Origin of the sequence: Chitinophaga lutea, from assembly GCF_003813775.1 — a bacterium.
GTDB classification, from domain to species: Bacteria; Bacteroidota; Bacteroidia; order Chitinophagales; family Chitinophagaceae; genus Chitinophaga; species Chitinophaga lutea.
In genome coordinates this window covers 248,508-274,215 of the sequence record NZ_RPDH01000002.1, presented here as the reverse complement: position 1 = coordinate 274,215, position 25,708 = coordinate 248,508, and the positions used below count along the sequence as shown (strand labels likewise).

20 protein-coding genes are annotated in these 25,708 nt (G+C 55.9%); 9 read left to right on the top strand and 11 right to left on the bottom strand.

Going from position 1 to position 25,708, the window contains the following annotated elements:
* Positions 1–68 precede the first annotated feature (68 nt).
* From EGT74_RS13375 to EGT74_RS13355, 5 genes are all read right to left on the bottom strand, one after another.
* Positions 69–1,139: a hypothetical protein gene (locus EGT74_RS13375; RefSeq protein ID WP_123847094.1), complete on the bottom strand. Its 1,071-nt coding sequence runs from the start codon at positions 1,137–1,139 to the stop codon at positions 69–71.
* A 26-nt stretch (positions 1,140–1,165) separates the two neighbouring features.
* Positions 1,166–2,119 carry a putative zinc-binding metallopeptidase gene (locus EGT74_RS13370; RefSeq protein ID WP_123847093.1) on the bottom strand — a complete coding sequence of 318 codons (954 nt, stop codon included), beginning with the start codon at positions 2,117–2,119 and terminating at the stop codon, positions 1,166–1,168.
* Positions 2,120–2,146: 27 nt separating this feature from the next.
* Positions 2,147–3,610 (bottom strand): RagB/SusD family nutrient uptake outer membrane protein, encoded by a 1,464-nt coding sequence (locus EGT74_RS13365; protein ID WP_123847092.1) that lies wholly within the window; start codon positions 3,608–3,610, stop codon positions 2,147–2,149.
* Positions 3,611–3,629: 19 nt separating this feature from the next.
* Positions 3,630–7,046, bottom strand: coding sequence for a SusC/RagA family TonB-linked outer membrane protein (locus tag EGT74_RS13360; protein ID WP_158618133.1), 3,417 nt, complete (start codon positions 7,044–7,046; stop codon positions 3,630–3,632).
* Positions 7,047–7,582: 536 nt separating this feature from the next.
* On the bottom strand, positions 7,583–8,323 hold the full coding sequence (locus EGT74_RS13355; RefSeq protein ID WP_123847090.1) for an AAA family ATPase: 741 nt from the start codon (positions 8,321–8,323) through the stop codon (positions 7,583–7,585).
* A gap of 83 nt (positions 8,324–8,406) precedes the next feature.
* Between EGT74_RS13355 and EGT74_RS13350 the strand changes: the two genes are divergently transcribed.
* The 4 genes from EGT74_RS13350 to EGT74_RS13335 all read left to right on the top strand — a co-directional run bounded on the left by EGT74_RS13350 (position 8,407) and on the right by EGT74_RS13335 (position 14,981).
* Complete coding sequence (locus tag EGT74_RS13350) at positions 8,407–9,228, top strand: helix-turn-helix domain-containing protein (RefSeq protein ID WP_123847089.1); 822 nt, start codon at positions 8,407–8,409, stop codon at positions 9,226–9,228.
* Positions 9,229–9,369: 141 nt separating this feature from the next.
* Positions 9,370–10,758, top strand: a complete 1,389-nt coding sequence (locus tag EGT74_RS13345; protein WP_123847088.1) for a TolC family protein — start codon at positions 9,370–9,372, stop codon at positions 10,756–10,758.
* Between the two features lie 4 nt (positions 10,759–10,762).
* Positions 10,763–13,897 (top strand): efflux RND transporter permease subunit, encoded by a 3,135-nt coding sequence (locus tag EGT74_RS13340; protein ID WP_123847087.1) that lies wholly within the window; start codon positions 10,763–10,765, stop codon positions 13,895–13,897.
* Entirely contained in the window at positions 13,884–14,981 is a 1,098-nt protein-coding gene (locus EGT74_RS13335) for an efflux RND transporter periplasmic adaptor subunit (RefSeq protein WP_158618132.1), read from the top strand. The genes EGT74_RS13340 and EGT74_RS13335 overlap by 14 nt, the downstream gene beginning before the upstream one ends.
* 43 nt (positions 14,982–15,024) lie before the next feature.
* Here EGT74_RS13335 and EGT74_RS13330 read toward each other — a convergent pair whose 3' ends face one another.
* From EGT74_RS13330 to EGT74_RS13315, 5 genes are all read right to left on the bottom strand, one after another.
* On the bottom strand, positions 15,025–16,632 hold the full coding sequence (locus EGT74_RS13330) for a serine hydrolase domain-containing protein (RefSeq protein ID WP_123847085.1): 1,608 nt from the start codon (positions 16,630–16,632) through the stop codon (positions 15,025–15,027).
* A gap of 274 nt (positions 16,633–16,906) precedes the next feature.
* A complete protein-coding gene (locus tag EGT74_RS13325; RefSeq protein WP_123847084.1) occupies positions 16,907–17,554 on the bottom strand; it encodes a response regulator transcription factor in 648 nt (215 codons plus the stop codon).
* Positions 17,551–18,345, bottom strand: a complete 795-nt coding sequence (locus tag EGT74_RS26925) for a sensor histidine kinase (RefSeq protein WP_158618131.1) — start codon at positions 18,343–18,345, stop codon at positions 17,551–17,553. The genes EGT74_RS13325 and EGT74_RS26925 overlap by 4 nt, the downstream gene beginning before the upstream one ends.
* Positions 18,327–18,986, bottom strand: coding sequence for a hypothetical protein (locus EGT74_RS26920; RefSeq protein ID WP_158618130.1), 660 nt, complete (start codon positions 18,984–18,986; stop codon positions 18,327–18,329). The genes EGT74_RS26925 and EGT74_RS26920 overlap by 19 nt, the downstream gene beginning before the upstream one ends.
* 9 nt (positions 18,987–18,995) lie before the next feature.
* The gene (locus tag EGT74_RS13315) at positions 18,996–19,679 is read right to left on the bottom strand and encodes a hypothetical protein (protein WP_123847082.1); all 684 of its coding nucleotides are present in this window, start codon (positions 19,677–19,679) and stop codon (positions 18,996–18,998) included.
* A gap of 282 nt (positions 19,680–19,961) precedes the next feature.
* On the opposite strand from EGT74_RS13315, the gene EGT74_RS13310 reads away from it, so the two are divergent.
* The 5 genes from EGT74_RS13310 to EGT74_RS13290 all read left to right on the top strand — a co-directional run bounded on the left by EGT74_RS13310 (position 19,962) and on the right by EGT74_RS13290 (position 25,360).
* Positions 19,962–20,681 (top strand): hypothetical protein, encoded by a 720-nt coding sequence (locus tag EGT74_RS13310; protein WP_123847081.1) that lies wholly within the window; start codon positions 19,962–19,964, stop codon positions 20,679–20,681.
* Between the two features lie 35 nt (positions 20,682–20,716).
* The gene (locus tag EGT74_RS13305) at positions 20,717–21,340 is read left to right on the top strand and encodes a hypothetical protein (protein ID WP_123847080.1); all 624 of its coding nucleotides are present in this window, start codon (positions 20,717–20,719) and stop codon (positions 21,338–21,340) included.
* 19 nt (positions 21,341–21,359) lie between these two features.
* Positions 21,360–22,643, top strand: coding sequence for a hypothetical protein (locus tag EGT74_RS13300; RefSeq protein WP_123847079.1), 1,284 nt, complete (start codon positions 21,360–21,362; stop codon positions 22,641–22,643).
* An 18-nt stretch (positions 22,644–22,661) separates the two neighbouring features.
* Entirely contained in the window at positions 22,662–23,954 is a 1,293-nt protein-coding gene (locus EGT74_RS13295; RefSeq protein WP_123847078.1) for a hypothetical protein, read from the top strand.
* A 125-nt stretch (positions 23,955–24,079) separates the two neighbouring features.
* The gene (locus EGT74_RS13290; protein WP_123847077.1) at positions 24,080–25,360 is read left to right on the top strand and encodes a TCR/Tet family MFS transporter; all 1,281 of its coding nucleotides are present in this window, start codon (positions 24,080–24,082) and stop codon (positions 25,358–25,360) included.
* A 70-nt stretch (positions 25,361–25,430) separates the two neighbouring features.
* Here the strand turns inward: EGT74_RS13290 and EGT74_RS13285 are convergent, their stop codons facing one another.
* Positions 25,431–25,673, bottom strand: coding sequence for a hypothetical protein (locus EGT74_RS13285; protein ID WP_123847076.1), 243 nt, complete (start codon positions 25,671–25,673; stop codon positions 25,431–25,433).
* Positions 25,674–25,708: the final 35 nt, after the last annotated feature.

The following is a 25,708-nucleotide window of genomic DNA, read 5'->3' as shown; positions in this document are numbered from 1 at the left end:
TCATAAAAAAGCCGTCCTGTTGAAAGGACGGCTTTTTTGTATCAAGAAAAGCAGGTCTTTCCTATGCGTCAATTCTTCACAAATTCCACCTCCTTCACGCTGCCATCCACATTCACCACCGTCATCGTCATGATCACCGTGCCTACGGGTGCTGTGACCGGGGATGTGGCGATGACGCTTTTAACAGTAAGGATTTTGGCCGTCTTCAGCACATCGGGCATCACGGCGGCGCCCTTTCCGTTCGGTTTGTACCCATATCCTGCCTTGCTGTCGAAGGCCTGGTTGAATGTTCTGTAGAAGAAATCAATCCCCGAAGTATAGCCTGCCGGCGTAGGCACCAGCGTACCACCGGTTCGCATGGCCACTTTCGCTTTCAGGGGGTTGACGGCGATGGTGACGCGGGAGCTGTTGATGAAGTTGATCGGGTTCATGTCGATGACCTTATGCAGGCTGGACAGCTTATTCACATCGTTGCCGTAATACCCGTCCAGCGCCACACTGTCCGGCGTAACGCCCATCACCCGGAAGTCGAAGTCCAGTCCGCCGAGCGCCTTCAGTTCGGAAAGGAACTGGGCGTTGTGGAAGGTGAGGCTTAACTGCACCGGTCCGTTCATGTCAAAAGCGGCGCCCTGTTCCTGGAGGCCAAGGAGCAGCGAATTGAAGTATTCATAGTTCGGCAGATATACCAGGAGCGCGTTCTTGAAGTTGATGTTCTGCGGATCCTCCAGCAGATCCCGGAGAGTGTAATCGTTTATGCCGCTGAACGCGTTGATCAGTTGCAGCACCTGGGAGGACTGCCCGGCTGTCAACGTTCCGGAGCTTCGCAGCCACTGCAGATCCGGTACGATACCGCGACGGGCCACCGCGTACACATTGGCGGTAGAATCGGTGAAAAACTGGAGCAGCATGGAAGGAAACTCCGTTCCGAATAAACTGAGCGGCATGTTCCAGGCCCAGAGCGAGTCTTCACTGCTGGTGAGGATTCTGAAGGTATTGGTTTTATCCCCTTCAAAGGTATTGGCCCCCGGCGGGCGGCTGTAATCCAGGTCCTTCTGGCACGAAACGGCCGCGAAGGCCAGTACTGCCGCCAGCATCCATACCGTTGCCTGTTTGTTGAATATTTTATATGGCTTGTTCATAATAACCGTATGAGGATGAAAAATCATTATTCATATTTTCTTTTCAGCGCCAGCAGGCGGGCCTTTACCGACGGTTTAGTCAGGTAGTTCCGTAACGCCGTGATGGGTATGCGCAGGTCCGCAAAATATTTGCTGACCAGCTGGTATTTGGCGCGGGTCGTGTCGTTCGTATTGTAAACGGATTGCATCTCCGCGTCCGACTTCCAGATAATCGTCTGCACATACGTAGCGAAATCTTCATGTTCATTCTGCATGCCGTAGGGTATGTAGAAACCTTTGGAGATCGCTTCCGGATATGTTACCCGCCTGTACTGGTTGGAGCCGCGAAGGTATTCCACCTTGGAGGGTTTTTCAAAACCTGTGGGGATCTGATGCTTGCTATCGAGGTAATGGGTGTACTCATGATAGATGAAACCGATGAGGCCCGCATCCGCCGGGAAGCTGGAAGGCGCGGTATCGTAGATCGCCTTGAAATACTCCGCATCCGCATCCGGCCCCACGGCCCGCAATACTTCCCCGAAAGGCGTCAATCCACCCAGGGTAAGGCGGTTAGGCTGGATGTTGCCTGCCTGGCCAGCGGTAGATTCCCCGAAGTCTTCCGAACCGCCGTAATTGAGACCGTTGCCGATGAGCAGGATCCTTACCGGCGTTTCCTTCACGGAAGTGAGGCCCGGCCCGGCCACGGAGTCCATCGCTTTAAAGAAAAGCTCGTCCATCAGCTCCATATACGGCAGCACATCCTCTATCCGCGCGGGATTGGCCACCACGTTGGGCGCATAGGCGAAGCGGTTCCATTTGTATTCGAACAGCACCCCGTACTTGTCGAACATCTCTTTCTGCTTTACACCCAGCGGTGTGCGGGTATCGAATGTGGGTGGCGGGTCTACTTCGGCCGAGAGCGGCGCTTCGTCTTTCCGGCAGGCGGTCAGCACCATCAGCAGCGCAGCCAGTACAAATGCGGGAATTTTATAATTATACATTGCCAATAATTTAAGTTCAGCGATTGATTAGTTAAGACCGGGATTCCGGGTGATTTCCTCCGTAGGCAGCTGGATGACATATGCCTCGGGTTTGGTTCCGTCGATTTTGTAGACGCCGGAACGGCCCGTGTGTTCCACCGGTAACGAATGCCGCCGTATGTCGAACCAGCGCATGCCCTCACTCGAGAAGCGGATGCGTTTGATCAGCAGCAGGAAGTCGATGGCGGCCTGCCTGGTGGTTATCCCGTTGAGCTGGCTGATTTTGTTGTTCTGTGTGCTCAGCGAAAAGTTCTGGTTGCGGATCAGCACGGTCAGGTCGGCGCGCGATGCCGCCGTGAGCCCGTTGTTTTTCTGGATATCGGCTTCGGCACGGTTGAAGAAAACCTCGTCGACCGTCAGCAGCGGCATATTGCCGTTGCGGGTCGTCTGCGCCAGGAACTCCATGAGCTTCTGCGGTACAAAATCGTTGAACAGCGCACTGGTCTGGATAATGTAATCATTGTTGTCGTCCGCGCCGTTCGCCATCATAACCTGCCTGGCCGGATAAGGGTACATCCCCATCCAGAAATAAGCCAGCAACTGGTAGGTATTGTTGCCCATCAGGATGTAGGCAGGGTTGGCGGGATTGAAATAGCTGCTGGAATACTGCGCATAGTCGGTGATCTCGGTGCGCAGCTTGCCGACGTTCAGCGGTACATTCCTGCGTTGCAGCAAGAGTGTGGCGTATTTGATGCTGTTGTCCCAGTCTCTTTTATTCAGGTACACCCGCGCCAGCAACGCAAGGATGGCGTTTTTACTGAATGTGAATTGCGCGTTGCTCGCCTCTGTGTCTGCTACCAGGTCGAGAGCGGCGAGGAGGTCCTGCTCAACGGCATCGTACATTCTCTTTACGCTGACCCTCGTATAAGGCACTACCGGCTCGCCGCTGTATTGCTCAACGAACGGTACGCCTGCATCGGCGTCGGCGGTGGCGGGATTGTATTGTTTGGCGAATAAATTCACCAGCATATAATTACAATACGCCCGGATGGCCTTTGCCTTTCCTTTGATGGCGGCGATGCTCTTTGCTTCACCATCCGAAGTAGCCTTGTATTCCTCCGCTTTTTTCTGGACGAGCAGCGAGTTAATGATGCAATTATAATACCGCCGGAAAGCGGTCACGGGGTTGAAGCCGCTGCTGAGGAAGCGGGTGGCGGACATGGACTCCCGGGTAATGGTGAACTCGAAGATGGGCAGCAGCTGTTCTACCGCCTCTTCCACGTTATGCCCCGCAAGATCCCGGAAAATATAGTCGTCAGACATCAGGTCGGTGAAATGATGATCCGAATACGGCAACAGCTGGTTGAGCGTTTTTTCCATATCCGGTATGGTGACGATCAGCGTCCGGTTATCCACCGGTTCCTCCAGGAATTTGGAACAGGATGCGATGGCGACCGATGCCAGGAGCAAGCCTGCGAGTAAATATCTTTTGATGTTATGATGATGCAACATGGTGTTCTTTTTTATGGTTTCAGAAGGTGGCGGACAGGCTGAGCGTAAACGACTTGACCGGCGGCATATTGAGGCCGGTCAGCAATGTTTCCGGGTCCATGCCATGGAACCTTTTGGAGGCGAAAACAGCCAGGTTGGATGCTTCGAGCCCTGCGGTGAGGTTCTGCATCTTCCACTGCTTCGCGAACTTTGAAAAGTTGTATTGCAGGATGATGTTGCGCAGGCGCAGGTAGGAAGCGTTAATGGTCCGGATGTCTGACCGGTTGTAAGTACCGAAGATGGACGCGTCGAAGAAACCGAGGTTGTTGTAGTCGTTGATGTCTTCCCGCATGAGCAGCCGGGGAATGTCGGTATACTGTTCGTCGCCGCGGGCGCGCCAGCGGTAAGCGAAGTCGCCGGGCACGTTTTTATCGTCGCGGTACAGGCTTGAGAGGGATCCGCCTCGGTAGAAGTCCGCCTTCCGCACCACGTGCCCAGCGTTGAACACGAACGATACGCCAAGCAGGAAGTCTTTATACATGAAGTTGGACGTAAAGCCGCCGGAGTACATCGGGTCGCGGCTGCCCTGGTAAGAGATGTTCACCAGGTCGCGGTTACTTTCGGCAAACCCCATGACGGTTTCGCCCTTTCCATTGTAATACTGCGCGAGGCCGCGCTCATCGAGATCCTTGAAACGGAACGAATACAGCCCGGTGAGCGGCTTCCCTTTCAATGCGTAACCTTCGGAAACGGTCGCGTCGAATACGGAGGGGTTATTGCCCTGATAGTCGGACAGCACCTCGTTCCGGTTATAGCCCACATTCACCATGCCCGACCAGCTGAAGTCTCCCGCGATCTTGACGGGGCGGATATTAACGGAGGCTTCGATGCCTTCGTTCTTCATGTCTGCCCAGTTGAACAGTTTGGTGAGGTAGCCGGAAGAAGACTGTACAGGTTTGTACCCTACCAGGTCGAAGTTTTTCCGGGAGTAGTAGTTGAAAGTCAGGTCCACCGCTTTCGCCAGGGTAACGTCGATACCGGTGCTGAACATGTATTCCTTTTCAAACTCCAGGGAGGAGTTTTCCGCTTCCACGATCTGTACGCCGGTGGTATTGAAGTCCGGATACGACGCACGGATGATATTCACGTAATAGGCCACAAGGTCCGGCCCGCGGTATCCCGCGTTCCCTCTCAGGCCGTAAGACACGCGCAGCTTGCCGCTGGTGAATATGTCATTCACCGGTTCCATGAAGCTCTCTTCACCGAAGTTCCACGCGCCGCCGACGGCCCAGGTGGGCAGGAAGCGGTTGCGGCTGGAGCTGCCGGAAACGTTGGTGGCGTCGTTTCTCAGCGAGGCGTCCAGGATGTAACGGCCTTTGTAGGCGTACGACAGGCTGGAGTAATAAGACACCGCATTACGGGTAAACTCATTCACGTAGGAGGAAGTGCCCTGCAGGAGGTTGCGGCCACCGTACATCCGCCTTTCATCTTCGGGGAGGTTGGAGGTGACCGTCAGCCTTTCGTACGCCAGCGGCGCGGGCGCAAAAGTTTTGGTGCCGCTCATGTAGCCATACCCCCTCGAAAAGTCGGTGCTTTGTCTGTTCTGGGTGATTTCCATCCCGCCCATCAGCGCCAGTTTGTGTTTGTCTGTTTCGATGGCGGTCCATTCCAGCTGGCCGCGAAGGGTGTAGTATTTCGCTTCGATGTTTTCCTTGTCCAGGATGCCTCCTTCGGGTAATACCGTCTGCGGCAGTTCGTAAGCCGGCGAGCCCGGTTTTTTATACAGGCGGGGATTGTTTTCCAGTATCCGGAAATCATCGGCCCTGAACTGTTCCGCGTAATTGGACCGTTCGGTCATGATCTCATCCAGGGTGGATTTCGTATAACGGATGTTGAAAAGCGTGGATGCCTTCAGCCGCGGGGTGAATTTGTATTCTAGGTTCAGCTGCGCGGCATAGTCGTTGCTTTTCAGCAGGATGTAGTTGTTGTCGATTTCCTCGAGGATGTTGAAGTTGGCGTATCCTTTTTTGTAGTATTCATAAGATCCGTCGGCCGCATAGGGTTTGGAAGCGCGGCTGGCGTCCCTGGCGTAGGTGAAGGGGTTCACCTGGGTACCCGGCTGGCGCTGGTCTCTCCGCGCGAACTTCAGCATGACCTCAGCGTTGAACTTGTCAGTGAGCTGGAAGTTGTTCACGAGATTGGCCGTATATCTTTTCGCATACTCCCCTTTCACCTTGCCGGGATCGTCATAATAACTGAAAGACAGGCGGGTGGAAGTTTTGTTCCCGCCCATGCTCAGGCTGAGGGAATGCTGGTGCATGAAGGAGTTTTTGTACAGCTCGTCGAACCAGTCGGTGTTGACGGTTTTCAGGTCACGGAGCATTTCGCGGTATTGCTGTTCGGTGATGTCGCGCCGGTTGTATTGATCCTGCAGCTTGGTGAGCGGCCCGGTAGTGGAAGCCGCAAAGTTCTGCAACACGCTTTCGTAGATGGTGGCCAGCTCCTGGTTCAGTTCTATCTGGTCTTTCGAGTTCAGCACGTCGAAATCGCGGATGGAGGGTTTGAGGCTGAGCGTGCCGTTGAAAGAATAGTTCACCCGAAGCGGCGCCTTTTTCTTGGCCCGTTTGGTGGTGATGACGATCACGCCGTTCACTGCGCGGGTGCCGTACATGGCGGTGGCCGTGGCGTCTTTCAGTACGGTGATGTCTTCAATGTCTTCCGGGTTCACGTTCGAGAGCGCACTGGCCAGCAGGTTACGCGCGTTGCCGGCGTACAGCTCCGAAGGCACGATGTTGAGTGGTGCTTCGAGCGGCACACCGTCGAGCACCCACAGGGGCTCGTTGATGCCGCTGATGGACGCGCTGCCGCGCACTCTTATCTTGGGGGCTGTTCCGAAAACCGCCGAGGTATTCTGGATGGATACGCCGGCCACCTGGCCCTGGAGCATTTTGTCCAGCGTGCCGAGGCTCGGCACTTTCACGTCTTTCGCTTTAATGGTGGTGGCGGCGCCCGCGTAGTCGATTCGTTTGAGCGTCTGGTAACCGGTGATCACCACTTCTTCCATGGCCCGCTGGTCAGACAGAACGATGGTTACATTGGTGGCGTTGGCAGGAACGGTGTATTCCCGGGTGTCATAGCCGATCATGGAAATCACCAGTACGGCGCCGGGCGCGAGGTTGCGCAGTACGAACACCCCGCCGGCATCGGTAACGGCGCCCTGGTTGGTGCCTTTGATCTTGACACTGGCGCCGATGAGGATTTCGCCTCTTTCATTTGTAACAGTGCCGCGCAGGTCGAGTACGGTGGCGGATACATCACCGTATGTGAGAGTGCCGTGCCCCGGATGCGCCGCAGCCGTTCCGCACAGCAGTACGAGGGCGCTGAAAAGCGGTACCCACGCATGGCTGGCAAAGGCTGCATAGCAAATGCCGGGGAATTGTGTAAACTTTTTTCGCATGATGGCAGATATTTTTGGTAGTTGAATAAAAGGGTTGCAGGCGGCCGGAGGCATTTATGTGCTGTTCGCTCCGGATATCGGGCGGGCAGGTTTCCGACGGACGATGCGCAGCGTTCCACAGGTGTTTCGGCAGGCCGGTTAACAGTCATGTATGCTCCCGGAGGCTTTATTGCGATGTGCGGCACGGTACAGGAGATGCATGTAGAGCTGTTGAATTTGCGGGTACGCTTCAATCAAACAATAAATGGCAAGAACGGATATTCGCTCAAGTAAGTTAAAGGGCCTGTCGTCTCTCATTGTGATGATCCTGAAGGGGTATTCAGGGATGCTTCTTCTGGTTGTCTGTCGGTTTGCTGTCCTGTTAAATCTGCTGTTTAACTTATTTTGGTTGAATGTGATTTCGATACCGCGGATGGCGTGTATCAGGTCAGGAATCGTTTCATATAGACAAATGATTTTGTTATTACAAAATATAAAGAAAAAACGACAATTCCAATTTTTTTATCGCTTGATAAATACCGGTTTAGCGCGGCAAATCAGCCATTTTCCTCCAACAGGATTTTCAGCATCCGCTGCGGGTTATTGATGAACTGGTGGGATATTTTGTAATGCTCCGTGTCGGTATAGGCGGAGGGCCGGATGCCGTTTTCCGACAGCTCGTAAATGACCGCGTCCGGGTAGGCCATAATGATGGGGGAATGTGTGGCGATGATGAACTGGGAGTCCTTGCGGATCAGTTCATGCATCCGGGTCAGGAAGGCCATCTGCCGGGCGGGCGACAGGGCGGCCTCCGGTTCGTCGAGAATATAGAGCCCCTTGCCGCCGAAGCGGTGCATGAACAGCGCCCAGAACGCTTCGCCGTGTGACCGTTTGTGGAGCGATTTGCCGCCGTAAGACTCCAACAGTTTGGCGTCCTTGAATTCGTCAATATTCGTGGCCACATTAAAGAAGCTCTCACCTCTCAGGAAAAAGCCGTCTTTCGGTTTTACCGGCCCTTTGATCAGGCGTATATACCGGTGCAATTCCGAATGCGCCTGCACCGTGGAGAAGTTGAAGTTTTTGGTGCCGCCTTCCGCGTTAAACCCGCAGGCGATGGCGATGGCTTCGATCAGGGTGGATTTACCCATACCATTTTCGCCCACCAGGTACGTGACTTTGGGGTGGAACTGCAGGGAGGTGAAATTTCGCAATACCGGGATACTGAAAGGGTACTGACCGGGAGCGGTGATTTTATCGCGTTGTAAACTCATTTCCCGTAATCCTCCTGTTGTGATCATGGCATGATTTTTAAAGGGCTCCCTGCGAAAGTAACGGAAATTGAAAATCATTTGTAGCTTAGTTCCCGAAACCGCACCCATTCATGGAGAGTACCATCCCGGTCAAGAACAAGATCAGCCACGCCGACCACATCAAAGCCGAGCCGTTCCGGAAAGAACCCCGGAAAACGGTGCCGCATAAACACAAGCAGTATTTCGAGATCATCTATCTCACCGAAGGATCCGGCGAACACTGGATCGACGGGGTGAAATATCCCATCCGGCCGGGCGTGCTGTTCTTTATCTCGCACGACCAGGTGCATAACTGGGATTTGCATTCCGAGCCGGAAGGTTTTGTGCTGATCTTCAAAAACAGTTTCGTGGAGAAAAGCCTCGACCGTGAGCTGGAAATGCTGTTGCAGCGGTTTAGCGGAACTACCTGCCTGCAAATCAGCGAACAGGCCGGTATCCGGCGGATGTTCGGGTTGCTGGCGGAAGAAAACGGCGGCACATCGGATATGTCCGTCCACATCAAGGAAGGCCTCGTTAAAGCATTGCTGGCGAAAATCCTCGACGATCCTCATTTCGAATCCCGCCGGCCGGCCGTGCGCACCGATCTTTTCCATGCTTTCACGGATCTGCTCCGCACCGGCCACCAGGCTAAAATGAAAGTGTCGCATTACGCCGCGCTCCTGCATACCACCCCGCAGAACCTGAATGCGGCCTGCCGGAAGGCGGCCGGTTTATCGGCGACGGCCGTGGTGGCGGAGTTTATTATGAACGAAGCGAGGCGGCAGCTCCGTTATACCAATAAAACGGTATCGGAAGTATCGTTGTCCCTGAATTTTACCGATGCCTCGCACTTCGTGAAGTTCTTCAAACGGATGACCGGGCAAACACCGCAGGCGTACCGGGCGGCGCAATGAATCACCCGGTCCCGCCCCCCTATCCGGTAAAATAATACCAAAACATTTTCAAATATACCAGAATACCCTACTGAATTAGTGTACTTTGGGCGCCGATACCACTTACCAACCAAACCATTGATCCCTTTTGGGAGCACCAACATGAGGCCATCCTTCGTTTTATCCAATTTACTCTATGCGGGCGCTGTTTGCTGCCTGTTATCCGGCAGTGTGTTCGCACAGCAGCGCAGCCTGTCTATCCGGGAAGCCGTTTCACTGACCAGGGAACAGCAGCCGCAACTGCGGGCGCAACAGGAGCAGGCGAATGCCGCGGCCTATAGCGTGGGCCTGGCAAAGAACACGCTCCTGCCCGACCTTACGGCCAGCTACCAGGCCGGTTACGCCACTTACAACAACATCACGGGCATGACCTACCCCGGCGGATTTTTGCCCATCAGCGGCCCTCCTTCCGCCGGCAACACCTATGATGCGGTGCCGGGCTCCGTCTTGTCGGCCCTGCTGAAGTGGACCCCGCTGACGTTCGGCCAGCGGCAGGCAGCCGTGGAAAAGGCGGCGGCGCAATACCAGGTGGCTGCCAGCCAGTACAACGACGCCCTGTTCCGGCAGCAATACACCGTCATCGCCACCTACCTCGATGCGGTGTATCTCCGCAGCCTGACGGCCAGTTACGAGGCCAATATCGCCCGCACCGCCACCGGCCTTAACCAGGCACTGGTGCTGGCGAAAGAAGGCCTGCGCCCGGGTATCGATACGGCGCAGTTCCAGTCTGTGCTGGCACAGGCGGAGATGGATCTGCTGACGCTGCAGCGCCGGTATTTTGAACAGCTGGCGGAACTGGCGAAGTTGACGGGCCTTCCCGCGAAACCGTCCGAACTGCAACTGACCGACACGGCATTTTTAAGCAACACCCCCGATGCCCCGGCCGCCACAGGCGGAACCGGCGGTCATCCGCAGCTCCGGTTGTACGAATCAAAAAAGGTACTGAGTGAAGCCGCGCTGAAAGAAATACAACGCGGCTGGCGGCCACGTTTCGATGTATGGGCCAACGCCTACGCCCGCGGTTCCGGCGTAGCGGCAGACGGCAGCGTGGATAAAACCGACGGCTGGTCCCTGTCCCGCAAAAACTACGGGCTGGGCGTTCAGTTGAGTTTTCCCATCCTGGGTTTTGCGCAGGCGAACCTGCAGAAAAAGCAGTACCGTTCACTCCTCCGTGCAGACGAGGCGCAACTGCAGCAGGTGTCGCTCAACCTGCAGAAACAGCAGGAAACGGCGCAGTTCAACTACGACCAGCAACTGCTCATCACCCGCCAATCCACGGTGCAAACCCGTACGGCGCGGTTTGCGTTCGACGGCCTGAAACTGGGCTACGAAAGCGGCCTTATCGACTACACGCGGCTGATGCAGGGGCAATATGAACTGCTCAAAGCGGAAACCGCACAGGCCGGCGCTTACCTGCAAACCTGGCGCGCCTTGCTGGATATAGCGGTGGCCGGCGGCAACCTGCAAACCTTTCTGGATACTTTGAAATAACGATATGAAGTTAATCACAGCCGCTTTACGGCACCCGGTCACCATCCTGGTAGCCGTTATCGCGATCGCCTTTTTTTCTTTCCTGTCCATCCGCAACACCAAGGTGGATATTTTCCCGAAGCTGGGGTTGCCGGTGGTGTATGTGGCGCAGCCATACGGCGGCCTTTCACCGGAACAGATGGAAGGTTTGGTAACCTCCTACTACGAATATCACTTTTTGTATATCACCGGCGTCAAGTATGTGGAATCCAAAAGCATCCAGGGCGCGGCGATCATCAAAATCGAATTTAACGAAGGAACGGACATGAGCCAGGCCATGGCCGAAGTAGTGGGGTACGTCAACCGTTCCCGCGCGTTCATGCCGCCGGGCACGGTGCCGCCCTTCGTGACGCGTTTCGATGCAGGCAGCGTGCCGGTAGGCCAGCTGGTGTTCAGCTCGGAATCGCGTTCGCTGAGCGAGATCTCCGACCTGGCGCTGTTCCGGGTAAGACCGATGTTCTCGACCCTGCCCGGCGTGTCTGCCCCGCCGCCATTCGGCGGCAACCAGAAAACGGTGCTGGTGACGGTGGATCCGGAAAAGCTCCGGGGGCACAACCTGTCGCCGGATCAGGTGGTGCAGCAGCTCGTAAAATTCAACAGCATCGCCCCGGCGGGCAATGTGCGCATCGGCGACACCACTTACATCACGCCGCAGAACAGTATGATCGAATCGCTGGAAGACCTGCAGAACATGCCGCTGCAACTCGGCGCCGGAGCTGCGGTGTATGTCAAAGACATTGCGAACGTCAGCCTCGGCGCGGATGTTACCACCAGCTACGCGCTCATCAACGGTAAACGTTCGGTATACATCCCCGTCACCAAAAGAGCCGATGCCTCCACCTGGGATGTAGTGCAGCGGGTGAAAGCCGCGTTGCCGGATATGCAGGCGGCGATACCGGAAGATATCAAGGTTACGTATGCTTTCGACCAGTCGGGTTACGTGATCAATTCCCTGAAAAGCCTGCTGTTTGAGGGGGGCCTGGGCGCCATTCTCACCGGCCTCATGGTGCTGTTGTTCCTCGGTGACCGCCGCAGCGCACTGATCGTGATCATGACCATCCCCCTGGCGCTGCTCTGTTCCGCCATGTTGCTGTACCTCACCGGCCAGACCATCAACATCATGACGCTGGGCGGCCTTGCCCTGTCGGTCGGCATCCTGGTAGACGAAGCCACGGTGACGGTAGAAAACATTCACCGGCACATGGAGCTGGGAAAAAGCCGCGCCCGCGCCATCGCGGATGCCAGCCGGGAAATCGCAGGCTCCAAGCTGTTGATATTACTGAGCATTCTCGCCGTGTTTGTGCCGGCATTGTTCATGAACGGCGTGCCGCGGGCGATGTTCATGCCGCTGTCGCTGGCAGTGGGTTTTGCGATGATCGCTTCTTTCCTGCTGTCGCAAACCTTCGTGCCGGTAGTATCCAACTGGCTGTTGCAACCACATGCGGCGGGTAACGGTCATCCATTCTTCGAAAAAATCAAATCGGCATATGCCGGCAAAGGCAGGCGGCTGCAAAAAGGCGCGGGCTGGATAACGGCATCGTTCCTCCTTGCGTCTGCCGGGCTGGTGGTGTTATTGTTCACGCTGACCGGTACGGAACTGTTCCCGCAGGCAGACAGCGGACAGGTGCAGGTGCGGCTGCGGATGCCGGTGGGCACCCGCTTTGAGCGCACGGAAGATGCCACCCGCAGGCTGTTGCAGCTGTCGGACAGTATCGCCGGTGCGGGCAATACCGATATCTCATCCGCGTTCGTAGGCACACAGCCTTCGAGTTACCCGGTGAACTATATTCATCTCTGGACGGGCGGGCCGCATGAATCGGTGACCCGCATCAAAATCAGGCGCGGGGTTATTCCTATCGCGAAATACAAGGAAGCGCTGCGTGCCGCCGTGGCCGCCAATATGCCGGGGGTGAAAATTTCCTTCGAGCCCGGCGACATCGTGGAGCAGGTATTGAACCAGGGCAGCACCAACCCGATCGAAATTGCGGTGGCTAACCGCAACCTGGCAGAAGGCAGGAAAATCGCGCAGCAGCTGATGCAGCGACTCGCCACGATACCCGCCATCCGTGATCTGCAAATTGCCACACCGCTCGATTATCCTGCTATCCGCCTTGAGGTAGACAGGGTAAAGGCCGGACAGCTCGGCATTACCAGCGAACAGATCGCAAAAAGCACCACAACGGCCACTTCCTCCAGCCGGTTTACCGCGCCCAGCTACTGGCTCGATAAAAGCACCGGCACGGCCTACCAGATACAGGTACAATACCCGGAATACCGTATGAACAGCACGGCACAGCTGGAAGCCATTCCAGTTTCCGGCGGTGCGGGCGGCACACATTACCTCAGCGAAGTGGCGTCGTGGAAAACGACCGTCATGCCGGGAGAATACGACCGGCTGAACCAGCAACGTTATGTAACGGTGACGGCTAACATCCACCGTAGCGATGCGGGCAGCGTTTTCAAAGAAGTCAGGCATGCCATCGCCGGTCTCGGCAAACTGCCCGCCGGTGCAAAAATAGTTATGCGCGGACAACCTGAATTGCTGCGCCAGACCTTGTCGAGCCTGCAGTTCGGCCTGCTGATCGCCGTGGTGGTGATCCTGCTGGTGATGGCGGTATACTTCCAGTCGTTCCGCATCGCGCTGGCGATTTTATCGGTGATACCGGCGGTAGTGGCGGGCTCGCTGATCTTCCTCTTCGTTACCGGGCATTCGCTGAACATTCAGTCGTACATGGGCGCTATCATGGCCGTAGGGGTGGCGATCGCGAACGCGGTGCTGTTCATTACCCAGGCGGAGCAGCTGCGCAAACAACAACTTCCCGGCGCACATTTCGCCGCCGCGGAATCGCGCCTGCGGCCGATCCTGATGACCAGCTTCGCGATGATCGCAGGCATGATCCCGATGTCGCTCGGCATCGGTGAAGGCGGCGACCAGACAGCGCCGCTGGGCGTTGCGGTGATCGGCGGGCTGGTATTTTCCGCTGTGAGCGTTTTGTTTTTCCTGCCGCATGTGTACCAGCTTGTGACCGGCCAGCGACCTTACCGTTCCGTATCGTTGGATCCGGATGATGAAAACAGTAAAACTTATGAGAAACAGTAATATGCGATTCATTTCTTTCCTCGCCGCGGGCAGTATGCTGGCCGCCTGCAATGGCAACCGACAGCCGGCTGCGGACAAACAGGCAACGGTGACCGATACGGTGGCGGTATTTATCCTGCAGCCGGACACCGCCCGGAAAAACGTGGAACTGCCGGCGGAGCTCATTCCCTATGAACAGGCCGCGCTGTATGCGAGGGTACAGGGATTCGTGAAAACCATGAAGGCGGACCTTGGCGACCAGGTAAAAAAAGGACAAACGCTTGCCGTGATTGAAGCGCCTGAGGTCAACAGCCGCTTCGCGGAGTCCGAAGCCAGTCTTCAGTCGGCCAAAGCAAAATGGGCCTCGAGCCGCGACCAGTACGACCGCCTGCAACGCGCCTCCCGCGCGCAAACACCGGGCATTGTGGCACCGGTAGACCTGGAGCGGAGCCGGCAGCAGATGCTGGCGGACAGCGCCACGTTCGAAGCCGCGCGCCGGCAATCGCAGGCATACAAAGCCGTGTCAGGCTACCTGTATATTACCGCACCCTTCGATGGCGTCATCACCGCCCGCCACGCCGATCCCGGCGCGCTGGTAGGCACGGACGCCATGTTGTTCCATATTCAGAACACGAAAACGCTCCGTCTGCGGGCAGCGGTGCCGGAAATTTACGTGAACACGACCGGGGCGCTGAAAGAAATCAGCTTCCGGGTGGATGCTTACCCAACACAGGTTTTCAAAGCCGAGGCCACACGCAAATCCGGCGCTATCGATCCCGCCACGCGCACGGAGCTCTGGGAATTCAAAGTAGATAACAGTCAACGGCTGCTGAAAGCAGGCGCTTTTGCCTATGTAAAAATCGGGATGGAACGGCAGGGACCTTCCTTCGTAGTGCCGCCCGGATCCATCGCCACCACGCAGGAGAAAAAATTCGTCATCCGGGTGAAAGACGGCAAAGCGCAATGGGTGGACGTACGGCAGGGCATGGTCACCGAAAAAGGCATTGAGGTGTTTGGCGACCTGAAAGCCGCCGACACGCTGCTGGTAAAAGGCACCGACGAAAGAAAACCCGGCACGGAAGCATTCTGGAAAGTGAAACATTAACGACTTCAGCGAGGGATGAAGTGCGCGGAAAAGGGTGTTTGCACTACCTGATTTTCCGCGCTCTTTTTTTTGTCTTCCCATCCTGTAAAACAAGCGCACCCTCCTGCCCTTCCGGCGTTTCGAATACAACATGCAGGTTGCCGGGAAACGTCGTGAAGCCCCGCTCCGTTTGCGGCACCAGCGTATGGGTTGTTTTTCCGGCCGACTTCAGCACGATCGTACCACCGCTTTTTTCGACGAAAACGGAATCGTCTTTAGCGAATGCGTATACACCCGCATACAGGGTCATCAGGCTGTCTGAAAAACGTTCCGGGTAGAGTTTCAGTGCAGGCTGATCCGTTTTCTTCCAGTAATTGGCGCCGATGCCCACTTTGCTGAAAAGCAGCCCCGTCGTTTGTTTGGCCGCATTCCGCTCAAACTCCAGCCATAAATAGTCCCTGTCGAAAAAGAACTCATGGTCCGTGGCCGCTTTGACCTGGTATTTCATACCGCCGGGCCGCTGGAAATATAACTTTCCCTCCGCTGCGGTAATGTTGACCAGTTCCCGGTGCTGGTTCGCATAGAGGCCCTCAAAACCCTGCAGTGCTTTTTGAGACATCGCGGTTTCACGGAAACTATACGGGTTGCCCGTCATCATGGATGCAATAATCCTCGTGTAAGCGCCGATCGGGGCGATGGATTCGGAATTCTGGAGAATAACGACAAAGATGCCTTCGACAGGTAAATAAAGCGTTTCTGAAAAGAAACCGGGCACCGCACCGCCGTGGCGGCACGATTTGCTGCCGCGCAGATCCCAGATGTGCCAGCCGAAGCCATAGGTGGTGGAATCGCCGTTCGCCAGTTGCTGCGGTGTAAACGCAAGGTCGAGCGTTGTTTTTTTCAGCAGCACCCCGGATCGTAGCGCCTCGTTCCATCGGTACATATCCAGTATGGTGGATTGCACGCCGCCCGACGCATAAAACCCTGCCGGATTTTCCAGCGGCATATTCCGGTAACCGCGTTTGCCGTTGGTGTAACCCGCCGCCCTGTTTTTGACGAGCCGATCGTTGTTCGCCACCCAGGAGCTCGTCATGCCGGCGGGTTTGAAAATATGTTCCTGTATGTACTCACCATAAGGCTGCCCGGATACTTTTTCAATGATATAACCCAGCACGCTATAACCTGTATTGCTGTAGTTCCATTTTGTGCCCGGCGCAAATTCGGTGAGGGGTTTGCCCGCGGTTTCCTTAAAGCCGGGCGCCGTCACGTTCACAACGATGCCGGAGGTATGCGAAAGCAGCTGCCGGATGGTGATGCCGCTTGCCGGGGGCGGGCACGGTGCATATTTCCCCATCGTGTCCTGCAATGATAATTTTCCCTGCTCCATCAATTGCAGGATAGCCACGGCCGTCATCTGCTTGGTGTTGGACGCGATGTAAAACACCGTGTTTTCGCTGTTCGGCACGTCCAGTTCCAGGTTGGCCATGCCGAACGCTTTTTTATAGAGGATTTTCCCGTTCCTGGCGACAAGCACGGCGCCGCCGGGCTTATCGTTTACGAATTCGGCGGCCAGCAGCCGGTCGATGGCAGTAACGAGGGAATCCTGGCAGGATGCAAAGGGCGCCCGCATCACCAGTAACAGGAACAGTGTTCCCATGGCAACGTTTTTCATGTGTTATTTTATTTGAAGGGTAATGCAGCGGCGATTTAAATCCGCCGGTTGAGCCTGTTGATGAGCTCGTGTAATGTTTTCAGTTCTTTGTCTGCTATTTTCAGGGCACCTCGCAACCGCGTCATTAAACTGCCGGCCGGGCTGTTAAAGACGGTTGAGAACAGGGCATTTGACTTCACAACATGAAGGTAGGAAAACTTTCGTACCAAGCAAGAAAAAGTTTTTAATTCTTTTCAGGCCGGGTTCCGGCGGGACTTTTTTGCTGAGGAAGGCACTATAATTTCACCAATCCGTTCTTCACCGCATACATCACCAGGCCTACCCGGGTTTTGAGGCCGAGCTTTTCGAAGAGACTGTCGCGGTAACTCTCCACGGTGCGCGGGCTGCAGAACATCTTCTCGCCGATCTCTTTGTATGTCAGTTCCGTGGCGGCGAATTGCAGGAATTCAATTTCCCGCTGGCTGAGCTTGTGCGTGAGGCGCGTTTCGTCGCGGGGCTCTGCGATGGTTCGGAATACTTTGCTGGTGGCCCAATCGGGGAAGTACATGCCTTTGTTGACGAGGGTGTACAGGGCTTTTTCCAGTTCGGTGGGGTGCACGTTTTTATGAAGGTAACCTCTTGCGCCGTGTTTGATCATGCGGATAAGGGCGTCTTCATCGTCCTGCACAGAGAGGGCCATGACCAGTACTTCGGGGTGATGTTCCTTTAGCCAGGAAGCGGTTTCAAAACCGTCCATCAGCGGCATGGTGATGTCGAGCAGCACGATGTCGGGGATGTTGCGGGGCTGTGCGAAGCGTGCTGTAAGCGCCTGCCCGTTTTCGGCTTCGTACAGTACTTCGAAGTCGCGAAAACCTTCCACGATGGTAGCGATGGCTTTTGCGATCAGCAGGTGGTCGTCTACGATAACGATGCTGTAAGTCATTTTGAAGCGGGTTCCATTTTGTCTGCTGGTAATTGCAGGGTAAGGCGGGTGCCGTTGCCCGGACTGCTTTGCAGCCCCAGTACGGCGCCGATTTGCAGCGCCCTGCGTTTCATATTGTCGAGGCCGATGCCGCGCGGCGGCTGGCTGGTGTCGAATCCCCTGCCGTCGTCCGTGGCTTCGATGAGCAGGCCGTCAGCCAGCTGCACACCGATATGGATCCGTTTGCACTGCGCATGTTTGAGGCTGTTTTGCATAAACTCCTGCACGATGCGGAAGAGCATGTTTTTGACGGATGCCGCCACATGGATAGTTGGGGTATTCACCTCGAGCGAAGCGTGGCAGATGCCGGCTGCGTTCACCTGCCTGCATTCCTGCTGCAGGAGTGCCACCAGGTCGTTTTGCGACAGCGCCGGGTTGTTGAGCGTGCGGGAAAGCTGGCGCAATTCTTCCAGCGACTCATTGACAATGTCGCCGATCCGTTCCACCTTTTCTTCCAGTTCCGGGAACTGCCGGCCCTGCACCAGCTGGCGGGCGTAAAGTACGGCCAGCGTCAGTTTCTGCCCTACGCTGTCGTGTATCTCGCTCCCTATATGCTGCATGGTTTCATGCTGCACCGCCAGTTGGGTGTTCAGCAGTTCGAGCTGATGCCGTTCGCGGAGGCCCGCTTTTTCCATATCGTGTTTCATTCTTTTCTGCCGGAACTGGTAGATGAAAATAATGGTGCCGGCCACAAAGATGAGCACCACCAGGTTGGCGAGGATAATGAATATGGTCATTTCTGCCTGCTCCATATAAAACCGAGTGTGAAGGATGTATACATGAAAGCGCTCAGTGCGATCTGAATATACCAATAAACCATGAATATGGCGGGATATTTCGTGCGCAGCGTGTTGTGCAGGCCATAGAAAGGCATGGTGCCGAGGTAGAACAGCAACAGCCCCAGGCATACCCAGAACATCAGGCTGGTTTTGAATTGCAGCGCTTCTTCGTCGCGCACCAGCCTGATAAAAAAGGTAAAGATCAATATCAGCAGCATCACGTTGCCTACGGTGTAGGAAAATGAAAAGAACCAGAGTTTGGCATCGCTCACAAACACGATGTCTGCGCCCAGGCTCAACACATACACAGCGGCGGCCAGCAGCGGCCTGTTCCGAACCGGCGTGCCTTTGAAGTACTGCCGGAAGAGCCAGCAGTAAAAGAGGAACTGCAAAGGGATACAAATGTAACGGAACAGGACGAAGTTCCATTCCACGTTGCCCAGCACGTCCCGGATATACTTGCCGCTCATTTCCATGCCGAAGATCAGCGAGAGGTAGATGGGAAACCATTGCCAGTATGTGCCGCGGAGCTTCCGCCAGTACACGAAACCGGTGATGCAGGCCATCAGTTCGAAGGCATTATGCGCCCATCTGATATATACGGTATGATCCATTTGTTCAGCTTACTCGGTTCCGAATTCGCCGCTGCCTGAAGGCGGGGGTGACATGTCGCCATGGTTCTGCGCATCGCCTGCCCGTGTATATCCGGCGGCGAGGATGGCGATGTTGGGTGATTGCACTTTCCAGTTGTTGGCCAGGTATTCTTTAATGGACGTGGGTTTGCAGCCGCTGCCGCCCCAATGCCAGGGATCGAAATCGACGTCGCGGCCGCCATCGCTGAAGGTGGGCACCATAAACACTGTATGATGCAGGGCATAACGCGACTGCACATCGGCCAGCCCCGGCGTTTGCAGCATGGTATTGGCGTCAGGATATTTGCCGTAGTAAATCCGGATGCCCAGCCGCATTTTGTTCGTACAGCTCTTTTTGCAGGCCGCGCTTTCGATCTGCCAGATGAAACGTTTGATCGTTTCGAGCGGGAACCAGGCATTGCGCGCATCTTCGGTGGTAGTCATGTTGCGGCCGTTGCCGATGAATTTTTTGCCTTCGTCTTTCGCATAGTTGTCCGCCAGCAGCTTGGCCAGGTGAAGGTCTATGCCCCTGAAACTGTTGTCGAGCGAATAATCGGCGCAGAGGATATTGCAATTGCGCTGTTGTGCCTGTTGCGCTGTGGAGCGGTTGAAGAAACCGAGGTATAACACAACAGCTATTAAAACGAAATTGAGGATGATGGAGGTCGTTTTCATTGTTGGGGGTTTTCGGGTGAAGAATGAGTTTCCGTGATTAAAGTTATCGAAAAATCGGCTCGCGGATATAGGCGTGGCCGTGGCATTTACACGGCCAATGCGGTAAGTGGCTGAAAATCCGTTCGCTGTGGTAAATGCCTTTCTTCAACTTTCCGTGTACCCCTCATGCAGTTTCCGTCATTTAACGGAGGCGCTTTCCGCCATTCGGGCGAGCATTTATGGTGCACGGCACATTGATCGTCCCCTGCGCCCTGGCTAGCTTTGCTGGAAAAAGATCAGGCCATGGAAAAGTTTTCCCCGCTCCTTCTTGTATTCCTGCTGGTGCTGTGCGCCTGCCGGAAAGACAAAAAAACCTCCCCCGCCGATTGCCGCACCGCCACCATGATCGTCAATTCCGGCGCAGCCACGTCCATTTACAGCTTTTCCTACAATAACGAAGGGAAGCTCAGCCGCCTTGTCAGCAAACAGGATGAGGTGGTATTTGATTACACGGGCAATGGATATGTGATCACGTATTTAACGTCCGGTAAAATGAGGCAGCAAACCACTGTGAAGACGGATGCGCAGCAGCGGCCGACGGAAGCGTTGATCAAGCTCTTCAAGGCAGACGGCACTTTCGATTCGGAAGTGATCACCTGCGAATACAATGCAAAGGGCGAACTGGTGAAACAGGTTTCGCAGAAAGACAAACAGCCGGCCGTGACAACGGCGACGGTATGGGCGGACGGTAATTGCACCGCCATTTCCAACAATACGCAAAGCCTCACGCTCGAATATTACACCGACCGGCCGGTGCAGCCTGCGGATATATTCCGCATCAACCAGTTGCTGATACAGGGATTTGTGAACGTGTTCAACAGGAACCTCGCAAAGTCGCTAAAGTCCGGCGCTACGATCACCCAATACAGTTACACGTTTGACGCAGACGGGCGGGTAATCACCGCTACGGCGGTGACCGGCGCGAGTACCGAAACGCGGGCGTTCCAGTACAGCTGCGACTGACGATCATCGATTCGTTAACTTTTAATACCACTCTCATGAAAAATCATGCATTCACCCGGGAGCAGGCCGTACAGCTCACCTCACAAGCCCTGCAGGCCGCCTACAGGCCCCATCCCGACGACCCCGCGCTCCCCTCCGGCCCCTGGGCGCCCATCATCCGGAGCGCGTTAAAACAATCCGTTTTTTATACCGGCGCAGGCGCCGCACTGCGGGCGATCGCACAGCGTTATCCGCAGGTATGGGATCTCTGGGGGAACCCCCTTTCGCTGGTTGCCCTGAACCCCCAGCCGCTTCCCCCCGGCGACATTGCATTTGCTTTCGCGCTGGCGCAGGAGGTGATCGACCGTGCATTATTGATCCATGATCTTTCCGTGGCGCTGCGGCCGGAGGAATCCGGCAAAGCCGCTACGGCCGCTGCCGGCCTCGTGCAGGATTTTACGGACGACCTCTGCCCTGTTCCCCCGAAAATCGTCATTCCCCGGAAAAAAGGCCCCTTCCCCGTTCCGCCGGATGCAGCTGCCGGCTGGGCAGCACTGGAAATGATGGCGGTGGGTATTTCTTTTGTGCAGGCCGCCGAAGGAATGGCGGTGCCTGCATTGCAGGAGGCCCTGCATGCCGCCGGCAACCAGATCCTGGATGTAGGCCTTTCCCGTTTGTGAACCTCTAAAACAATACATTATGGCAAACTTAATCGGCACCACAAATGCGCCCGATACAGCGGGCGTACTGGGTGAAAGTGAAAAATATGCAGGCGTCAAAGGTGTATCCGCAGCGCCTGACCAGCCGGGCGTAGCCGGCGCTAATCCGGCAGGACCGGGTGTTTCCGGCGAGTCGGCCACATCGTACGGCGTACTGGCAAAAAGCCGGGAGTCCGCCGGCGTATTCGCCGAATCGGTAAAATCCACCGGCGTGTACGGCCACAGTTATGAAGGCTTCGGCGTGCACGGGGAATCCACCAAAACATCGGGCGTTGTCGGCGTCAGCCGCGCATGGTTCGGTGTGTACGGCGAATCGAAAGACCAGGAGCCCATCGTATTCGGCCAGCCTTTCGACAAGGTGGATCTGAACATGGAAATGCATCACCTGGGCGCATTGCTGGACGACGACAGCATAGCCAAAGGCGCGGAGGAATTCGATCCGAATGCCGGCCCGGCTTACCGGCTGCATGCCCTGCCGCCGCAGGCGCAGCAGCTGATGATGCTGAAGCAACCGAAACGCGGGCGCGGCATCGGTATTGGCGTGGTCGGCAAAAGCGGTACCGGCCGCGGCGTACTGGGCGAAAGCGTCAGCAACACCGCTGTGGAAGGCAACAGCAAATCCGGCATCGGCGTATACGGCAGCAGTGAAAGTTTTGAAGGCATGCATGCGGTGACCAATTCTCTGAGGACTGCCGCCATCGCGGCGTACAACGACAACCCCTTCGGCACCGGCGCGGCCATTTACGCCAGGAAGGCCGGCCATGAAGGAGTAGCGGGTTTCTTCGAAGGCGGCGTGTTCGTTACGGGCGATGTACATGTGCGGGGCAACATCACGGCCGACCGTGACATCTGTTGCATGGGCGCCGACTTCGCGGAAGATTTCAACATCGCGGATGAAGCGGAGCCCGGCACCGTGATGATCCTCGGCGAAGGCGATCATCTTGAAACCAGCAACGCTGCGTACGACACCCGCGTGGCCGGTGTGATATCCGGCGCGGGGAATTACCGCCCCGGCATTATTCTCGACAAACAGAGCGCAGATAAAACACGGAAACCGGTAGCCCTGGTCGGCAAGGTATTCTGTAAAGCCGACGCGCGGTACGGCCCCATTGCCAAAGGTGACCTGCTCACCACTTCCGCCACGCCCGGCCACGCCATGAAAGCCGTTGATCCTTTGCGGGCGTTCGGGGCAGTGATCGGCAAAGCGCTTCAGGGGCTCAGTGATGGCCAGGGATTGATCCCCGTGCTGGTCGCGTTACGTTAACCAGTAAATACAATCATCATGTTGACGGTTAAACAGGCCGTTTTAAGGCGGCAAAAACTCGCGGGTGATATCATTCACCCGCCTTTTTCCCTTCATGCCCTGAACCAGCGTTTCCAGCCCGGGCGGCACTGCCTGCACGGTTTGCTGAACACCATGTACCGCGGGGCCGGCGGCTGGGAAATGCCGGACAGGGATACGGTCAAACTGACGAAATACGTATCGTCCGCCGGCTGGCATTCCTTCGGGGCGAATGTGGAAGTATTCCTGCACCGGAGCGGCACCGTGCGGCTGAAATGCCGGATCACGAACAGCAGCTATTTCGCGCCATACGACTACAATATCAAAATCATGGTAACGGCCTTCAGCGGAAAAGTGCTCTTCATGAAAAAGGCCGGACACATCGGCACGCGCCATACCGAGAATTACCAGGAAACCATGCACAGCCCCATCGTGGCGGCTTTTTTTAATGAATTCATCAACAGCTGGCTCGGTACGAATACGGCATATTCGGACCTGATCACGGCTACGGTGGAAGACTGCCTGGCATTCATCGGCAACTGGATCATCGGGCTGGCGCTTATCCCTACCGCCACGGTGGGGCTGGTCGTTTTTCTCGGGGCTGGCGCCATTTCGCTGATCGCAACCGGCTCGCTCGATACCGGCGCCCGGCTTGTGGCGGGCGTACTGTGGATGAAAGGGCCGTTCGGGACTTTTTATGCCTTGCTGGCCATGGGCGTTGCGCGGATTGGCTCCAACCGCCGCCGCCTCCACCAGGAAGAATATGACTGGGCGAATGCTGTGGTGTTTAAGGGTTCCCTCCCGTCGATCCATAACATCTGGCTGACCGATACCATCGGCGCGGATGACCGTGCATTCGTCTGGCCGGAGCCCGACGGCAGCATTACCCTGAACATGGGGCCCGACGCGATGGCCGATCCCCGTTTATACAACATCGGAAAAATGAATCCCAGCGGATTGGTAAGGAAGTATGGGGAAGTATTCATCCATGAGCTGGTGCACGCCTGGCAAATCGAACATTCTTCCCGCGACAGCGCTTTTGTGGTGCAGGCATTGACCGAAACGATCTGCAGCGGAGGCGGCGCAGCGGGCTACCGTTACGAAATGCCGCCTTCGAGACCGTTTCACGAATACGGGATCGAACAGCAGGCGAGCATCGTCAGCGACTGGTACAGCCGGTATTTCATCGGCAACAAAGACGACAGGTACCTGTTCAGGCATCCTTCCAGCGGCGCCGATCCACAACAGGATCCGCGCTGGCGGTACATTGCCTACGATATCCAGCCAGCCTGACCACCGTAAAAGTCATATTCGCCCCTCAAAAATGTCGTATTCGCATCCCCTGTTGTTTAAGTTTTGATAGTAAGTTTGCTGTGTTCAAAAAACACGAACAAGCTGAAAAAACCTAAAGCAACTATATGCAAACCACTAACAAAAAAGCAGCGCTCGGCTTTATTTTCGTTACCCTGTTGATAGACATCATGGGCTGGGGCCTGATCATCCCGGTAATGGCCGATCTGATCGTTGAGTTGAAAGGCGTTCCGCTAAATGAGGCCAGTACTTACGGGGCGTGGCTGCTGCTCGCCTTTGCCGCCACCCAGTTCGCCTTCGCGCCGGTGATCGGTAACCTGAGCGACCGGTACGGCCGTCGCCCGATCCTGCTGTTGTCGCTGCTGGGTTTCGGGATCGACTACATCATTCTCGCCCTGTCGCCCACCTACGGATGGCTGTTCGCCGGCCGCATTATTGCCGGCATTACAGGCGCCAGTTTTACGACCGCCACCGCCTACATCGCAGATATCAGCCCTGACGAAACCACCCGCGCCAAAAACTTTGGCCTGGTGGGTGCGGCCTTCGGGCTCGGGTTCGTGTTGGGCCCCGCATTGGGCGGGTTGCTGGGCACACTGGGCATCAGGGCGCCGTTTTATGCCGCGGCAGCATTGTGTCTCTTCAATTGCCTGTTCGGTTACTTTATGCTGCCGGAGTCATTGAGCAAAGAGAACCGCCGGCCATTCGAGTGGGTAAGGGCCAATCCCTTCGGTTCCCTGAAATTCCTGACGAAGCATCCTGAAATAGGCGGGCTCACCATCAGCTTCTTCCTCATTTATCTCGCCAGCCAGGCGGTGAACGCCAACTGGAACTTTTTCACCCAGTACCGCTTCGGCTGGAGCGAGAAAATGGTGGGCATATCGCTGGCCGTTGTAGGCGTGCTGGTGGGTGCGGTACAGGGCGGACTCACCCGGGTGGTGGTTCCCAAAATCGGGAATGAAAAGAGCATCTACGCCGGGTTGACTTTATACGCGATCGGTATGGCATTGTTCGCCTTCGCCACGGAAGGCTGGATGATGTTCGCCTTCCTGGTCCCCTATTGCCTTGGCGGTATTTGCGGTCCTTCTTTGCAATCCGTTATTTCCGGTCATGTGCCATCCAACCAGCAGGGCGAGCTGCAGGGAGCGCTGACCAGCCTGATGAGTCTCACCACGGTGATAGGCCCGCCGGTCATGAACGGCTCGTTTGCCTATTTCACATCGAAGTCCGCGCCGTTCTATTTCCCCGGCGTGCATTTTCTCATCGGTGCGGTATGCATGCTGCTCAGTATCTTTATCATTGCCAGGATATTCAACCAGGAAAAGAAAACAAAACCGGAACTGCTGAAGGTAATCAAAGGCAGCAGCGTAGCGGATACCCCGGTTCACTGACCAGTGCCGGTATGCAAAAATAAATGGGGCCGTCTCAAAACACCGAGGCGGCTCTTTTATTTAGCGGGTGTCAGTTATACATTTTCCGCTGTTGCTGCACAGCCAGACCTACCAGGTAGAGGAATTGGGGCTCGAAGTGGTCGCGGTGGCTCACAGGCATGAGCCCGTCATGGTCGTCCCGGGCAAAGTAGACTTCCTCGCCGTTGATGCCGACTGTGATTTTGTCGAAGGGGCCGTCCTGTTCAATGGTGACGGGTAAATGCCAGATCCTGTTCTGGTAGATGATGCTGATGGCATATTGTTCGATAACCATAGGATGAGTTTTAGGCGTATTACAAGTTTACCGTA

What these genes read in the sequence shown, in the direction of transcription:
- EGT74_RS13305 (WP_123847080.1), top strand. Translation starts at nt 20,717, where the DNA reads ATGAAAAATCATGCATTCACCCGGGAGCAGGCCGTACAGCTCACCTCA.
- EGT74_RS13340 (WP_123847087.1), top strand. Translation starts at nt 10,763, where the DNA reads ATGAAGTTAATCACAGCCGCTTTACGGCACCCGGTCACCATCCTGGTA.
- EGT74_RS13360 (WP_158618133.1), bottom strand. Translation starts at nt 7,046, where the DNA reads ATGCGAAAAAAGTTTACACAATTCCCCGGCATTTGCTATGCAGCCTTT.
- EGT74_RS13285 (WP_123847076.1), bottom strand. Translation starts at nt 25,673, where the DNA reads ATGGTTATCGAACAATATGCCATCAGCATCATCTACCAGAACAGGATC.
- EGT74_RS26920 (WP_158618130.1), bottom strand. Translation starts at nt 18,986, where the DNA reads ATGGATCATACCGTATATATCAGATGGGCGCATAATGCCTTCGAACTG.
- EGT74_RS13295 (WP_123847078.1), top strand. Translation starts at nt 22,662, where the DNA reads ATGTTGACGGTTAAACAGGCCGTTTTAAGGCGGCAAAAACTCGCGGGT.
- EGT74_RS13315 (WP_123847082.1), bottom strand. Translation starts at nt 19,679, where the DNA reads ATGAAAACGACCTCCATCATCCTCAATTTCGTTTTAATAGCTGTTGTG.
- EGT74_RS13300 (WP_123847079.1), top strand. Translation starts at nt 21,360, where the DNA reads ATGGCAAACTTAATCGGCACCACAAATGCGCCCGATACAGCGGGCGTA.
- EGT74_RS13335 (WP_158618132.1), top strand. Translation starts at nt 13,884, where the DNA reads ATGAGAAACAGTAATATGCGATTCATTTCTTTCCTCGCCGCGGGCAGT.
- EGT74_RS26925 (WP_158618131.1), bottom strand. Translation starts at nt 18,345, where the DNA reads ATGGAGCAGGCAGAAATGACCATATTCATTATCCTCGCCAACCTGGTG.
- EGT74_RS13370 (WP_123847093.1), bottom strand. Translation starts at nt 2,119, where the DNA reads ATGTATAATTATAAAATTCCCGCATTTGTACTGGCTGCGCTGCTGATG.
- EGT74_RS13350 (WP_123847089.1), top strand. Translation starts at nt 8,407, where the DNA reads ATGGAGAGTACCATCCCGGTCAAGAACAAGATCAGCCACGCCGACCAC.
- EGT74_RS13325 (WP_123847084.1), bottom strand. Translation starts at nt 17,554, where the DNA reads ATGACTTACAGCATCGTTATCGTAGACGACCACCTGCTGATCGCAAAA.
- EGT74_RS13310 (WP_123847081.1), top strand. Translation starts at nt 19,962, where the DNA reads ATGGAAAAGTTTTCCCCGCTCCTTCTTGTATTCCTGCTGGTGCTGTGC.
- EGT74_RS13375 (WP_123847094.1), bottom strand. Translation starts at nt 1,139, where the DNA reads ATGAACAAGCCATATAAAATATTCAACAAACAGGCAACGGTATGGATG.
- EGT74_RS13330 (WP_123847085.1), bottom strand. Translation starts at nt 16,632, where the DNA reads ATGAAAAACGTTGCCATGGGAACACTGTTCCTGTTACTGGTGATGCGG.
- EGT74_RS13290 (WP_123847077.1), top strand. Translation starts at nt 24,080, where the DNA reads ATGCAAACCACTAACAAAAAAGCAGCGCTCGGCTTTATTTTCGTTACC.
- EGT74_RS13345 (WP_123847088.1), top strand. Translation starts at nt 9,370, where the DNA reads ATGAGGCCATCCTTCGTTTTATCCAATTTACTCTATGCGGGCGCTGTT.
- EGT74_RS13365 (WP_123847092.1), bottom strand. Translation starts at nt 3,610, where the DNA reads ATGTTGCATCATCATAACATCAAAAGATATTTACTCGCAGGCTTGCTC.
- EGT74_RS13355 (WP_123847090.1), bottom strand. Translation starts at nt 8,323, where the DNA reads ATGATCACAACAGGAGGATTACGGGAAATGAGTTTACAACGCGATAAA.